Below are 13,369 nucleotides of genomic sequence, written 5' to 3' on the forward strand. Positions count from 1 at the left end.
CCGTAATGTAGGGCGCGATACAGATCAATCGGCCGGCCAGGCTGTGTAAAAACTACTGTGCTCGACCCAAGACGGACGCTTATGAACCCGAATTTTCTTGATTTCGAACAGCCGATCGCTGACCTGCAAGCCAAGATCGAAGAACTGCGCTTGGTCGGTAATGACAACTCGCTGAACATCGGCGATGAGATCTCCCGACTGCAGGAAAAGAGCAGCACGCTGACAGAAGATATTTTCGGCAAACTGACCAGCTGGCAGATTGCTCGTCTGGCGCGTCACCCGCGTCGCCCTTACACCCTGGACTACATCGAACACATCTTCACCGAGTTCGATGAGTTGCACGGCGATCGCCACTTCGCCGACGACGCTGCGATCGTCGGTGGTATCGCCCGCCTGGACGACCAGCCGGTAATGGTCATCGGCCACCAGAAAGGCCGCGAAGTGCGTGAGAAGGTGCGTCGCAACTTCGGCATGCCGCGTCCGGAAGGCTATCGCAAGGCCTGCCGTCTGATGGAAATGGCCGAACGCTTCAAGATGCCGATCCTGACCTTCATCGATACACCGGGTGCCTACCCGGGGATCGACGCCGAAGAGCGCAACCAGAGCGAGGCGATCGCCTGGAACCTGCGCGTCATGTCGCGCCTGAAGACCCCGATCATCGCCACCGTGATCGGTGAGGGTGGTTCCGGCGGCGCACTGGCGATTGGCGTATGCGACCAGTTGAACATGCTGCAGTACTCGACCTATGCGGTGATCTCGCCGGAAGGTTGCGCCTCGATTCTCTGGAAAACCGCCGAGAAGGCTGCGGACGCCGCCGAGGCCATGGGCATCACCGCCGAGCGCCTGAAAGGCCTGGGCATCGTCGACAAGGTCATCGCCGAGCCACTGGGCGGCGCGCACCGTGATCCGGCGGCCGCTTCGGCGCTGATCCGTGCAGAACTGAGTTCGCAACTGGCGATGCTGAAGAAGCTCGACAACGAAACGCTGCTGGCTCGTCGCTATGAGCGTCTGATGAGCTATGGTCTCTAAGTAGAGCTACCTTGGTAGCGGGCTTGCTTCGCTCCTGCGCATGACGGTAGGAGCCGAGCTTGCTCGCGAACCGCCGCAGGCGGCCATCCAGTGGGTTCGCCTCATGGGTGAAGTCGCCTTCGCGAGCCAGCTCTGCTCCTACAGGATCTAGGGCGTCTCAATTCATGCGTCAGTCAGATATCGATTTGCCCTCCAGGGTGCTTCAAGCCCTGGCACCCTGGCGCAATGCCTCCACTTGGCGCCTGGCCTTCTCCGGTGGCCTCGACTCCACCGTCCTCCTGCACCTGCTGGCCCGCCTGGGCAAGACCGAATCCCTGCCCGAGCTTCGGGCCCTGCATATCCACCATGGCCTGCAGATCGCTGCCGACAGCTGGCCCGAGCATTGCCAGGCCATCTGCGATTCGCTGGGCGTGCCGTTGCAGGTAGTGCGGGTGAGCGTCCAGCTGGGCACCAGTCTCGAGCGCGCCGCGCGGGATGCCCGCTACCTGGCGTTCGCCGGGGTGACTCAGTTGAATGATGTCCTGCTCACCGCCCAGCACCGTGACGATCAGGCCGAAACGTTGCTGTTTCGCCTGTTGCGGGGGGCAGGGGTCCGTGGCCTGGCGGCGATGCCGAGCGAGCGGGAAGTGGGTGGCGGCTATCTGGTTCGGCCATTGCTCGATGTTTCCCGCGCAGAGCTCGCGCAATATGCCCGCGAGCATGGTCTGAACTGGATCGAGGACCCGTCCAACGCCGACCAGCAGTTCTCCCGCAATTACCTGCGTCACCGGGTGTTTCCTGGGCTGGCCGAGCGCTGGCCGCAGGCGGTCGGCAGCATGGTGCGCAGCGCGGCCCATCTGCGCGAGGCCCAGGAGTTGCTGGATGACCTGGCCGAAATCGACCTGGACAACGCCCAGGCCCATTCCCGCTATGACTGGCTGGGCATGCCGTCACTGGCCCTGGATGCGCTCGCCGACTTGTCCGAGGCACGCCAGCGCAACCTGTTGCGCCACTGGCTGGAACCGCTGACGCAATTGCCGGACAGCGACCATTGGGCCGGCTGGGAGGACCTGCGCGATGCCGGGCATGATGCCCGGCCCAAGTGGCGCCTGGCCGAGGGCGAGTTGCACCGGGCCGACGAGCACCTGTGGTGGCTGAGTGGTTCCTGGTTGCGCCAGCCGCGGGCGGATATCGACTGGCGCGACCCGCGGCGTGGCCTGGAATTGCCGGACAATGGCGAGTTGCTGATCGTCGGCGAGGCACCCTCCGGTCCGTTGCAGGTGCGCTATCGCCAGGGAGGTGAGGTGCTGCACCTGCCGGATCGCGGGCATCGCGATCTCAAGCGGCTGCTCAATGAAAGCGGGGTGCCCTGGTTCGTCCGTGGCCGCTTGCCACTGGTCTACCGGGACGGCCAGTTGCTGGCCGTGGCCAACCTGGCCGGGCTCGACGGGCGGGCGTTCGGCGACTGGCATTTGCAGTGGCAGCCACCTTCGAGCGATCAAGGTTTGAGCTGAAAGCCGCTTTCCGGTAGACTACGCTCCCTTCTTGATACAACTTCTGTTGATTCGCCTGAATGACAGCAGTTGCCGATTACCAAGCAGTCTTTGCTGGGCGATTCCAAAAAATGTGTAGCGAGCAACGTACCGGTGTTGTCACTTCCGGTCTGTCCCAACGCGGCGGTTTTTTTGAAAGATGCACTGTGATTAATGCTGGTGATCGGGGGCTTCGGCCTTCCTTCGCTTTCCCGGGCGGCTCGGACCGCTTTAACGCAGACTTCTAGGGTTTTTCATGACGCGCTATATATTCGTCACGGGCGGTGTTGTTTCTTCATTGGGGAAAGGCATTGCCTCGGCTTCATTGGCGGCCATCCTGGAGGCGCGGGGGCTGAAAGTCACCATGCTCAAGCTGGATCCGTACATCAACGTCGATCCGGGCACCATGAGCCCGTTCCAGCACGGTGAAGTGTTCGTCACCCATGATGGCGCCGAGACCGACCTGGACCTGGGTCACTACGAGCGGTTCATCCGCACCACCATGACCCAGAACAACAACTTCACCACCGGCCGCGTGTACGAGCACGTCCTGCGCAAGGAGCGCCGTGGTGACTACCTGGGTGCGACTATCCAGGTGATCCCGCACATCACCGACGAAATCAAGCGTCGCATCATCAAGGGTGCCGGCGATGCCGACGTGGCCCTGGTGGAAATCGGCGGTACCGTGGGCGACATCGAGTCGCAACCGTTCCTCGAAGCCATCCGCCAGTTGCGGGTCGAGGTCGGCTCCAAGCGCGCGATGCTGATGCACCTGACCCTGGTTCCGTACATCGCCACCGCTGGCGAGACCAAGACCAAGCCGACCCAACACTCGGTGAAGGAGCTGCGCTCCATCGGCCTGCAGCCTGACGTGCTGATCTGCCGCTCCGACCATCCGGTGGATGTCTCCTCGCGTCGCAAGATCGCCCTGTTCACCAACGTTGAAGAGCGTGCGGTGATCTCCCTGGAAGACGTCGACACCATCTACAAGATCCCGGCCGTGCTGCACGCCCAGGGCCTGGACGATTTCGTCGTCGAGCGTTTCGGCCTGCAGTGCAACGGTGCCGACCTGTCCGAATGGGAAAAGGTCGTCGATGCCAAGCTCAACCCCGAGCACGAAGTCACCATCGCCATGGTCGGCAAGTACATGGAACTGCTGGACGCCTACAAGTCGCTGATCGAGGCGATGAGTCACGCCGGCATCACCAACCGCACCAAGGTCAACCTGCGCTACATCGATTCCGAGGATATCGAGAACCAGGGTACCGGCCTGCTCGAAGGCGTCGATGCGATCCTGGTTCCTGGCGGCTTCGGCCTGCGCGGCGTGGAGGGCAAGATCACTGCCGTCCAGTACGCTCGCGAGAACAAGGTTCCCTACCTCGGTATCTGCCTGGGTATGCAGGTGGCGGTCATCGAGTTCGCCCGTAACGTGCTGGGCTGGAAGGACGCCAACTCCACCGAGTTCGACCGCAGCAGCGGCCACCCCGTGGTCGGTCTGATCACCGAATGGGAAGACGCCTCCGGTGCCGTCGAGACCCGTACCGAAGCCTCCGACCTGGGTGGCACCATGCGCCTGGGCGCCCAGGAATGCCTGCTCGAAGCCGGTTCCCAGGTCCATGGTTGCTACGGCAAGGACGTGATCGTCGAGCGTCATCGCCACCGCTACGAAGTGAACAACAAGCTGCTGCCGCAGATCATGGAAGCCGGTCTGAAGATTTCCGGTCGTTCCGGTGATGGCGCGCTGGTGGAAGTGGTCGAGGCTCCGGATCATCCATGGTTCGTCGCCTGCCAGTTCCACCCCGAGTTCACCTCGACCCCGCGTGACGGTCATCCGCTGTTCAGCGGTTTCGTCAAGGCGGCACTGGCCCAACACCAGAAGAAGGCGTGAGACTGATGGCCCAGAAGATCATTCGCGTCGGCGACATCGAGATCGCCAACGACAAGCCGATGGTGCTGTTCGGTGGCATGAACGTGCTGGAAAGCCGTGACATGGCGATGCAGGTCTGCGAAGAGTACGTGCGGGTCACCGAGAAACTCGGTATCCCCTACGTGTTCAAGGCCAGCTTCGACAAGGCCAACCGTTCCTCCGTGACCTCCTTCCGTGGCCCCGGCCTGGAAGAGGGCATGCGGATCTTCCAGGACATCAAGCAGGCCTTCGGCGTGCCGATCATCACCGACGTCCACGAGCCTGCCCAGGCCGCCGTGGCCGCCGAGGTCTGCGACATCATCCAGTTGCCGGCCTTCCTGTCGCGCCAGACCGACCTGGTGGTCGCCATGGCCAAGACCGGTGCGGTGATCAACATCAAGAAAGCCCAGTTCCTCGCCCCCCAGGAAATGAAGCACATCCTGAACAAGTGCGTGGAAGCCGGCAACGACCAGTTGATCCTCTGCGAGCGTGGTTCGAGCTTCGGCTACAACAACCTGGTGGTCGACATGCTCGGCTTCGGCATCATGAAGCAGTTCGAGTACCCGGTGTTCTTCGACGTCACCCACGCCCTGCAGATGCCGGGCGGCCGTGCGGATTCGGCCGGTGGTCGCCGCGCCCAGGTTACCGACCTGGCCAAGGCCGGCATCAGCCAGGGCCTGGCGGGGTTGTTCCTCGAGGCACACCCGGATCCGGACCATGCCAAGTGCGATGGCCCTTGTGCCCTGCGTCTGAACAAACTGGAGCAGTTCCTCAGCCAGCTCAAGGCTCTGGATGAACTGATTAAGAGTTTTCCGACCGTAGAAACGGCCTGATCCTCATTTCTCCGGTAAACTGCCACACAATTTTTCGCTCTGGCCTGCCGGCCGCATTGCTTTTGCAGTCGCCGGCTTGCCGGCGATCAGACCCGGCGGTCGGCTATCGACCCCGCGGACAGCTGATCGCCGGCAAGCCGGTGCCTGCATGGTTTCGTCAACTGTGGAGTGTTTACAACAATGGCAAAAATCGTCGACATCAAAGGTCGTGAAGTTCTCGACTCCCGTGGCAACCCCACTGTGGAAGCGGACGTGCTTCTGGACAACGGCATCATCGGCAGCGCCTGCGCTCCGTCCGGTGCTTCCACCGGCTCGCGTGAAGCGCTGGAGCTGCGTGATGGCGACAAGAGCCGTTACCTGGGCAAGGGTGTACTGAAGGCCGTCGCCAACATCAACGGCCCGATCCGTGACCTGCTGCTGGGCAAGGACCCAGCGGACCAGAAGGCTCTGGACCATGCGATGATCGCCCTCGACGGTACCGAGAACAAGGCGAACCTGGGGGCCAACGCCATCCTCGCGGTGTCCCTGGCCGCGGCCAAGGCTGCAGCCCAGGACCAGGACCTGCCGCTGTACGCACACATTGCCAACCTGAACGGTACTCCAGGTGTCTACTCGATGCCGGTTCCGATGATGAACATCATCAACGGTGGCGAACATGCCGACAACAACGTCGATATCCAGGAATTCATGGTTCAGCCGGTTGGCGCCAAGTCCTTCTCCGAAGGCCTGCGCATGGGCACCGAGATTTTCCATCACCTCAAAGCCGTGCTCAAAGCCCGTGGCCTGAGCACCGCGGTAGGTGACGAAGGTGGTTTCGCACCGAACCTGGCATCCAACGAAGATGCCCTGAAAGTCATCTCCGAAGCCGTTGCCAACGCCGGTTACACCCTGGGCACCGACGTGACCCTGGCTCTGGACTGCGCGGCCAGCGAGTTCTTCGAAGACGGCAAGTACAACCTGTCCGGCGAAGGCCAGGTGTTCACCGCCGAAGGTTTCGCCGAATACCTGAAGGGCCTGACCCAGCGCTACCCGATCATCTCGATCGAAGACGGCCTGGACGAGTCCGACTGGGCCGGCTGGAAGATCCTTACCGACAAGATCGGCGAGAAAACCCAACTGGTGGGTGACGACCTGTTCGTGACCAACACCAAGATCCTGAAGGAAGGCATCGACAAGAAGATCGCCAACTCCATCCTGATCAAGTTCAACCAGATCGGCTCCCTGACCGAAACCCTGGAAGCCATCCAGATGGCCAAGGCTGCCGGCTACACCGCGGTGATCTCGCACCGTTCCGGTGAAACCGAAGACTCGACCATTGCCGACCTGGCCGTGGGTACCGCTGCCGGCCAGATCAAGACCGGTTCGCTGTGCCGCTCCGACCGCGTTTCCAAGTACAACCAACTGCTGCGTATCGAAGAGCAATTGGGCGCCAAGGCGAAGTACAACGGTCGTTCCGAGTTTCGCGGTTAAGCCGTAGATGGTAAAAAGGCACCGGATTGTGTCGGAAAAGTCGCTATAGCGGTTTTTTCGCAACTAATCTGATGGCTGACAAGCACGGGCCTGGGTATATCCAGGCTCTTGCTGTTGGTATATGGACGTCGGCTTGGCTGTCTTTTCACTGGGTAAACGAAATTCGATGCGCAGTCCCAACTGGTTGTTCCTTGTCCTGCTCTTGCTGCTGGCTGGCCTGCAGTACCGCCTTTGGGTGGGTAACGGGAGCCTGGCACAGGTAGCCGACCTGACCCAACAGATTGCCGAACAGCATGCCGAGAACGAGCGCCTGCTGGAGCGCAACCGTGTCCTCGATGCGGAAGTCCTTGAACTGAAGAAAGGCATGGAGACCGTTGAAGAGCGTGCTCGCCATGAGCTGGGCATGGTCAAGGACGGCGAAACCCTTTATCAGCTGGCACAATGACTGACTCATCGCTACCGGCCTTCTGGGCCGTGATTCCTGCCGCGGGTGTGGGTGCCCGTATGGCGGCCGACCGTCCCAAGCAGTACCTGCAACTGGGCGGACGAACCATTCTCGAACACAGCCTCGGCTGTTTTCTCGATCATCCGGGCCTCAAGGGGCTGGTGCTGAGCCTGGCGCCCGATGATCCCTACTGGCCGACCCTGGCCTGTGCAGGCGATTCGCGTATCCGGCGTGTCGACGGTGGCGCCGAGCGTGCCGACTCGGTACTCAATGCCTTGTTGCATCTGCATGCCCTGGGGGCGGCGGATGACGACTGGGTGCTGGTTCACGATGCGGCCCGGCCGAATCTGTCCCGCGACGACCTCGATACCTTGCTCGCCGAACTGGCGGACGACCCGGTGGGTGGCCTGCTGGCCGTACCGGCGCGGGATACGCTCAAGCGGGTGGACAAACAGGGGCGGGTGCTGGAAACCGTCGATCGGGCGCTGATCTGGCAGGCCTATACGCCACAGATGTTCCGCCTGGGTGCCTTGCACCGGGCATTGGCCGACAGCCTGGTGGCTGACGCGACCATCACCGACGAAGCTTCGGCGATGGAGTGGGCCGGCCAGGCGCCGCGCCTGATCGAGGGACGTTCGGACAACATCAAGGTCACCCGTCCCGAGGACCTGGAGTGGCTGCGCCTGCGCTGGGCCAATCGCCGCTGAGGCGGTTGCTGTTCGCGGGCAAGCCCCGCTCCTACAGCTCATCCTCTTTTATACGACGCGGATCTGTAGGAGCCGGGCTTGCCCGCGAAAGCACCAGGCCCGGCGCCGCCGATCTTCAGGCCTGGTACTCCGGCCGCTTCGCCAACCCCTCCCGGAGATAATCCACCAGCTTGCGTACTTTCGGCGACAGGTGCCGCTGTTGCGGGTACAGCGCCCACACCGCGGTATTCGGCGGCTGGTGCGCTTCGAGCAGGGATATCAGCGTGCCGTTGTGCAAATGTTCCAGCACGTAATAGTCCGGTAACTGGCACAACCCCACCCCCTGCAACGCCGCATCGAGTACTGCCTGGCCACTGTTGCAGCGCCAGTTGCCCTGGACCCGTTGGGAAAACTCGCGGCCATCCTGCTCCAGTTGCCAGATATCCGAACTGCCGATCAGGCAATTGTGCCGGCTCAGTTCCGACAGGCTGTGGGGCCGGCCATACCGCTCCAGGTAGGAAGGGGAGGCGCACAGGTACATCCGCCTGGGCGCCAGCCGTGTTGCCACCAACCGGGAATCCTGGAGGCGGCCCAGCCGAATGGCCAGGTCGAGGCCTTCATGCACCAGGTCCAGGGTGCGGTTGCTCAACTCGATATCCACCCGCAACTGTGGATACAGCCCCATGAACGCGGTGACCAGCGGCACGATGAAGCGCTCGCCATAGGCCACCGCGCAGGTCATGCGCAGCATGCCCTTGGGTTCGCTGGTCAGGTCACCCACCGCCCGCAGTGCTTCCTCGCGTCCGTCCTGCAGGCGCTGGCAGTGTTGCAGGAAAGTCTGCCCGGCCTCGGTCAGCGTCACGCGCCGGGTGCTGCGATAGAGCAGGCGGGTCTGCAGGCGTTCCTCCAGCCGGGCGATCTGCCGGCTGATGTGCGAAGAGGACACTCCCAGGCGCTCCGCCGCCGCGGTGAACTGGCTGCACTCGGCTACGGCGACGAACTCGTCGATCCCTTCCCAGCCGTTCTCGCTCATCCAATTATCCCTGTATGGCAATAATGTTTTGCTTTCGGCCTGATTATTCACCAATAGTCGATGATTTACACTCTGGTCTTTGCCATTCACTTTTCAGGAGTTGCTGGATGATCAAGTCACGTGCTGCCGTTGCCTTCGAGGCGAAGAAGCCGCTGGAAATCGTCGAAGTCGATGTCGCCATGCCCAAGGCCGGTGAAGTGCTGCTGCGTGTCGTGGCCACCGGCGTCTGCCACACCGATGCCTACACTCTGTCCGGTGCGGACCCGGAAGGTATCTTCCCGTCCATCCTCGGCCACGAGGGCGGTGCGATCGTCGAGGCGATCGGCGAGGGTGTGACCTCGGTGGCCGTCGGCGACCACGTCATCCCGCTGTACACCCCGGAATGCGGCAAGTGCAAATTCTGTCTGTCGGGCAAGACCAACCTCTGCCAGGCCATCCGCGCCACCCAGGGCAAGGGCCTGATGCCGGACGGTACTTCGCGTTTCTCCTACAAGGGCGAGACGATTTTCCACTACATGGGCACCTCGACCTTCTCCGAGTACACCGTGCTGCCGGAAATCTCCGTGGCCAAGATCGCCAAGGATGCGCCGCTGGAGAAGGTCTGCCTGCTCGGCTGTGGCGTCACCACCGGGATCGGTGCGGTGATCAATACCGCCAAGGTCAAGGCTGGCGATACCGTGGCGATCTTCGGCCTGGGCGGCATCGGCCTGTCGGCGGTGATCGGCGCGGTGAAAGCCAAGGCCGGCCGTATCATCGCCATCGACATCAACCCGGCCAAGTTCGAGACCGCCCGGCAACTGGGCGCCACCGATTGCGTCAACCCGAAGGATTTCGACCGTCCGATCCAGGAAGTCATCGTCGACATGACCGATGGCGGTGTGGATTTCTCCTTCGAGTGCATCGGCAATGTGCAATTGATGCGTGCGGCGCTGGAGTGCTGCCACAAGGGATGGGGCGAGTCGGTGATCATCGGCGTGGCCGGTGCCGGCCAGGAAATCGCCACCCGTCCGTTCCAACTGGTGACCGGTCGCGTCTGGCGCGGTTCGGCGTTCGGTGGCGTGCGTGGCCGCAGCGAGCTGCCGAGCTATGTCGACATGGCGCAGAAGGGCGAGATCCCGCTGGATACCTTCATCACCCACACCATGGGCCTGGAAGACATCAACAAGGCGTTCGACCTGATGCATGAAGGCAAGAGCATCCGTACCGTCATCCACTTCTGATTACCTTGCAGGGGCCAGCCGTCAGCCGGCCCCTGCAGTGTGGAGTTGTGCTTATGTCCCTGGAAAACCTCTCTTGCCAGAAGAGCTTCGGCGGCTGGCATAAACGCTATAAACATCATTCCGATGTGCTCGGTTGCGACATGGTGTTTGCCGTCTACCTGCCGCCGCAGGCCGAGCAGGGTGTCAAGCTGCCGGTGCTGTACTGGCTGTCCGGGCTGACCTGTACCGATGAAAACTTCATGCAAAAGGCCGGCGCCCAGCGCATGGCCGCGCAACTGGGGTTGATCATCGTTGCCCCGGATACCAGCCCGCGTGGTCCGGAAGTGCCCGGCGATCCCGAGAATGCCTGGGATTTTGGCCTCGGCGCCGGTTTCTACCTGAATGCGACGCAACAGCCCTGGGCCCGCCACTACCGGATGCACGACTATGTGGTGCACGAGCTGCCGGCCCTGATCGAGGCGCATTTCCCGGCCTCCGACAAGCGCGGAATCAGTGGCCACTCCATGGGCGGCCATGGCGCGCTGGTGTGCGCCTTGCGCAATCCGGGGCGTTACCAGTCGCTGTCGGCCTTCGCGCCGATCAGCAACCCGATGGATTGCCCGTGGGGGCAGAAGGCGTTCTCGCGTTACCTGGGCGAGGAGCGTGCACGCTGGCGCGAATGGGATGCCTGCGCGCTGATCAGCGAGGCGAGCGAGAAGCTGCCGATCCTGGTGGATCAGGGCGACCGCGACGACTTCCTGGCCAATCAGCTCAAGCCCGAGGCCTTGCAGCAGGCGGCCAGGCAGGCCGGGCATCCGCTGACCCTGCGCCTGCAGCCGGGCTACGACCACAGCTACTTTTTCATCGCCAGCTTCATCGATGATCATTTGAAGCATCACAGCGAAGCTCTTAGCGGCTAATGTCGGACAAAGCAGGTAGAATCACGCCCTGACTAAATCGGGGCGTTTTTTTATGCGTATTGGCCACGGCTATGATGTTCACCGTTTCGCCGAAGGCGAATTCATCACTCTGGGTGGCGTGCGGATCGCGCACCACCGTGGGCTGCTGGCTCATTCCGACGGCGACGTACTGCTGCATGCCCTGAGTGACGCATTGCTGGGTGCGGCGGCATTGGGCGACATCGGCAAGCATTTTCCCGACACCGACCCGACCTACAAGGGCGCCGACAGCCGCGTGCTGTTGCGTCACGTGATGTCGTTGCTCAAGGAGCGCGGCTGGCGGGTCGGCAACGTCGACAACACCATCGTTGCCCAGGCACCGAAAATGGCACCGTATATCGAGTCGATGCGCGCGTTGATCGCCGAGGACCTTGAAGTTGAGCTGGACCAAGTGAACGTAAAAGCCACCACCACCGAAAAGCTCGGCTTTACCGGGCGTGAGGAAGGCATCGCGGTGCATTCCGTCGCCTTGTTGCTGCGCGCATGACGGAACTGGAACTGCTGGGCCCCCGCGCCCATGGCGAGGCGCTGGGCAGCGCGGTGCTCAAGGCCACCGCGGAAGATTTCCAGGTCGATGAAGTGCTCGACATCCCCCTGTCCGGCGATGGCGAACACCTGTGGCTGTGGGTGGAGAAACGCGGCCTGAACACCGAGGAAGCGGCCCGCCGTCTTGCCCGGGCCGCCGGCGTGCCCTTGCGCACCGTCAGCTACGCCGGGCTGAAGGACCGCCAGGCGCTGACCCGGCAATGGTTCAGCATCCAGTTGCCGGGCAAGGCCGATCCGGACATGACCGCCGCGCAGAACGACACGCTGCGAATCCTCAAGAGTGTCCGGCACAAGCGCAAGCTGCAGCGCGGCGCCCACTCGGCCAACGGTTTCACCCTGCGCCTGAGCCAACTGGCGGCGGACCGGCAGGGGCTGGAGCAACGCCTGGAACAGATCAGCCGGCTGGGCATTCCGAATTACTTTGGTACCCAGCGCTTCGGCCACCAGGGCGGCAATCTCGGCGAGGCCCGTGACTATGCGGCGCGCCAGGCCCTGCCGGAGCAGCGCAATGTGCGTTCGCGGCTGCTTTCCAGCGCCCGCAGCTATCTGTTCAACCAGGTGCTGGCGGCGCGGGTCGCCGATGGCAGCTGGAACCGCGCCCAGGTGGGCGACCTGCTGGCCTTTACCGACAGCCGCAGTTTTTTCCCGGCCAACGAAGCCGAATGCCATGACCCGCGCCTGGCGATTCTCGACCTGCATCCGACCGGCCCGCAGTGGGGGCAGGGGCCTTCCCCGGCGGCCGCCGCGACCTTCGAACTGGAGCAGGCCGTTGCCGCGGGTGAGCCGCAATTGTGCCAATGGCTGGCCAAGGCGGGAATGGAGCACGAACGTCGCATCCTGCGGCTGCCCATTGGCGGGCTGACGTGGCATTATCCATCGCTGGACATTCTGCAACTGGAATTCGTCCTGCCGGCCGGATGCTTCGCCACTGTTCTGGTGCGCGAGCTCGTTGATCTGGTGCCGGTGGGACAGACGGACAGCTCATGCGTATTCTGATTTCCAACGACGACGGGGTTTTCGCCCCCGGTCTCGCCGCGCTTCATGCTGCGCTGGCGGACTATGCCGAGTGCCGGGTGATTGCCCCGGACCAGGACAGGAGCGGCACCAGCAGTGCGCTGACCCTCGACCGTCCGCTGCATCCGCACACCCAGCCCAACGGCTTCATCAGCCTGAACGGCACGCCGACCGACTGCGTGCACCTGGGCGTCAATGGCCTGTTGGGCCACGAACCGGACATGGTGGTCTCGGGCATCAACCTGGGCGCCAACCTCGGCGACGACGTGCTGTATTCCGGCACGGTCGGCGCTGCGCTGGAAGGCCGTTTCCTGGGCCGGACCTCCTTCGCCTTTTCGCTCGCTTCCCATCAGGTCGACAACCTGGCCACTGCGGCGCATTTCGCCCGTTTGCTGGTGCAGGCCCATGAAGGTCTCGAGTTGCCGCCGCGCACAGTACTCAACGTCAACGTGCCGAACCTGCCGCTGGAGCATATCCGCGGCATCCGCCTGACCCGCCTGGGGCATCGGGCGCGGGCGGCGGCGCCGATCCGCGAAGTCAATCCGCGGGGCAAGGCCGGGTACTGGATCGCCGCGGCCGGGGATGTCGAGGATGGCGGCCCGGGTACGGACTTCCATGCGTTGATGCAGGGTTTCGTTTCGGTTACTCCGCTGCAACTGGATCGTACCTTCAACGATGCCTTTGCCAGCCTGGGTGGTTGGCTGGAGGGGCTTGCCTGATGGCGCGTGAGAACGATTT

General features: G+C 62.9%; 13 protein-coding genes. 12 read left to right on the top strand and 1 reads right to left on the bottom strand.

Annotated elements, in window-relative coordinates; translation table 11 throughout:
* The first annotated feature begins 81 nt into the window (after nucleotides 1–81).
* The 7 genes from ACZ5KU_RS06195 (at nucleotide 82) to ispD (ending at nucleotide 7,901) form a co-directional block, all read left to right on the top strand.
* Nucleotides 82–1,029, top strand: coding sequence for an acetyl-CoA carboxylase carboxyltransferase subunit alpha (locus tag ACZ5KU_RS06195; RefSeq protein ID WP_054058433.1), 948 nt, complete (start codon nucleotides 82–84; stop codon nucleotides 1,027–1,029).
* Between the two features lie 164 nt (nucleotides 1,030–1,193).
* Nucleotides 1,194–2,522 (top strand): tRNA lysidine(34) synthetase TilS, encoded by a 1,329-nt coding sequence (gene tilS / locus ACZ5KU_RS06200; protein ID WP_464736922.1) that lies wholly within the window; start codon nucleotides 1,194–1,196, stop codon nucleotides 2,520–2,522.
* Nucleotides 2,523–2,796: 274 nt separating this feature from the next.
* A complete protein-coding gene (locus tag ACZ5KU_RS06205; RefSeq protein ID WP_054058431.1) occupies nucleotides 2,797–4,428 on the top strand; it encodes a CTP synthase in 1,632 nt (543 codons plus the stop codon).
* A 5-nt stretch (nucleotides 4,429–4,433) separates the two neighbouring features.
* On the top strand, nucleotides 4,434–5,279 hold the full coding sequence (gene kdsA / locus ACZ5KU_RS06210; RefSeq protein ID WP_054058430.1) for a 3-deoxy-8-phosphooctulonate synthase: 846 nt from the start codon (nucleotides 4,434–4,436) through the stop codon (nucleotides 5,277–5,279).
* 180 nt (nucleotides 5,280–5,459) lie between these two features.
* A complete protein-coding gene (gene eno, locus ACZ5KU_RS06215; RefSeq protein ID WP_054058429.1) occupies nucleotides 5,460–6,749 on the top strand; it encodes a phosphopyruvate hydratase in 1,290 nt (429 codons plus the stop codon).
* A gap of 166 nt (nucleotides 6,750–6,915) precedes the next feature.
* Entirely contained in the window at nucleotides 6,916–7,194 is a 279-nt protein-coding gene (gene ftsB / locus ACZ5KU_RS06220; protein ID WP_017906255.1) for a cell division protein FtsB, read from the top strand.
* A complete protein-coding gene (gene ispD / locus ACZ5KU_RS06225; protein ID WP_054058428.1) occupies nucleotides 7,191–7,901 on the top strand; it encodes a 2-C-methyl-D-erythritol 4-phosphate cytidylyltransferase in 711 nt (236 codons plus the stop codon). Before ftsB ends, ispD begins: the two co-directional genes overlap by 4 nt.
* A 115-nt stretch (nucleotides 7,902–8,016) precedes the next feature.
* Here ispD and ACZ5KU_RS06230 read toward each other — a convergent pair whose 3' ends face one another.
* Nucleotides 8,017–8,913 (bottom strand): LysR substrate-binding domain-containing protein, encoded by an 897-nt coding sequence (locus ACZ5KU_RS06230; protein ID WP_017906253.1) that lies wholly within the window; start codon nucleotides 8,911–8,913, stop codon nucleotides 8,017–8,019.
* 107 nt (nucleotides 8,914–9,020) lie between these two features.
* On the opposite strand from ACZ5KU_RS06230, the gene ACZ5KU_RS06235 reads away from it, so the two are divergent.
* The 5 genes from ACZ5KU_RS06235 to surE are packed head-to-tail and all read left to right on the top strand — an operon-like array spanning nucleotide 9,021 to nucleotide 13,350.
* Nucleotides 9,021–10,133 (top strand): S-(hydroxymethyl)glutathione dehydrogenase/class III alcohol dehydrogenase, encoded by a 1,113-nt coding sequence (locus ACZ5KU_RS06235; RefSeq protein ID WP_464736923.1) that lies wholly within the window; start codon nucleotides 9,021–9,023, stop codon nucleotides 10,131–10,133.
* 47 nt (nucleotides 10,134–10,180) lie between these two features.
* A complete protein-coding gene (gene fghA / locus ACZ5KU_RS06240) occupies nucleotides 10,181–11,032 on the top strand; it encodes an S-formylglutathione hydrolase (RefSeq protein ID WP_192842706.1) in 852 nt (283 codons plus the stop codon).
* 52 nt (nucleotides 11,033–11,084) lie between these two features.
* Nucleotides 11,085–11,558, top strand: a complete 474-nt coding sequence (gene ispF, locus ACZ5KU_RS06245; RefSeq protein WP_054058425.1) for a 2-C-methyl-D-erythritol 2,4-cyclodiphosphate synthase — start codon at nucleotides 11,085–11,087, stop codon at nucleotides 11,556–11,558.
* Entirely contained in the window at nucleotides 11,555–12,613 is a 1,059-nt protein-coding gene (gene truD / locus ACZ5KU_RS06250) for a tRNA pseudouridine(13) synthase TruD (RefSeq protein ID WP_054058424.1), read from the top strand. The genes ispF and truD overlap by 4 nt, the downstream gene beginning before the upstream one ends.
* The gene (gene surE / locus ACZ5KU_RS06255; RefSeq protein WP_054058423.1) at nucleotides 12,601–13,350 is read left to right on the top strand and encodes a 5'/3'-nucleotidase SurE; all 750 of its coding nucleotides are present in this window, start codon (nucleotides 12,601–12,603) and stop codon (nucleotides 13,348–13,350) included. Before truD ends, surE begins: the two co-directional genes overlap by 13 nt.
* Nucleotides 13,351–13,369 lie beyond the last annotated feature (19 nt).

The organism is Pseudomonas sp. Tof1 (assembly GCF_055390395.1).

Coding starts and splice junctions, on each gene's coding strand:
- ACZ5KU_RS06195 (WP_054058433.1), top strand. CDS start 82: ATGAACCCGAATTTTCTTGATTTCGAACAGCCGATCGCTGACCTGCAA.
- tilS (WP_464736922.1), top strand. CDS start 1,194: ATGCGTCAGTCAGATATCGATTTGCCCTCCAGGGTGCTTCAAGCCCTG.
- ACZ5KU_RS06205 (WP_054058431.1), top strand. CDS start 2,797: ATGACGCGCTATATATTCGTCACGGGCGGTGTTGTTTCTTCATTGGGG.
- kdsA (WP_054058430.1), top strand. CDS start 4,434: ATGGCCCAGAAGATCATTCGCGTCGGCGACATCGAGATCGCCAACGAC.
- eno (WP_054058429.1), top strand. CDS start 5,460: ATGGCAAAAATCGTCGACATCAAAGGTCGTGAAGTTCTCGACTCCCGT.
- ftsB (WP_017906255.1), top strand. CDS start 6,916: ATGCGCAGTCCCAACTGGTTGTTCCTTGTCCTGCTCTTGCTGCTGGCT.
- ispD (WP_054058428.1), top strand. CDS start 7,191: ATGACTGACTCATCGCTACCGGCCTTCTGGGCCGTGATTCCTGCCGCG.
- ACZ5KU_RS06230 (WP_017906253.1), bottom strand. CDS start 8,913: ATGAGCGAGAACGGCTGGGAAGGGATCGACGAGTTCGTCGCCGTAGCC.
- ACZ5KU_RS06235 (WP_464736923.1), top strand. CDS start 9,021: ATGATCAAGTCACGTGCTGCCGTTGCCTTCGAGGCGAAGAAGCCGCTG.
- ispF (WP_054058425.1), top strand. CDS start 11,085: ATGCGTATTGGCCACGGCTATGATGTTCACCGTTTCGCCGAAGGCGAA.
- truD (WP_054058424.1), top strand. CDS start 11,555: ATGACGGAACTGGAACTGCTGGGCCCCCGCGCCCATGGCGAGGCGCTG.
- surE (WP_054058423.1), top strand. CDS start 12,601: ATGCGTATTCTGATTTCCAACGACGACGGGGTTTTCGCCCCCGGTCTC.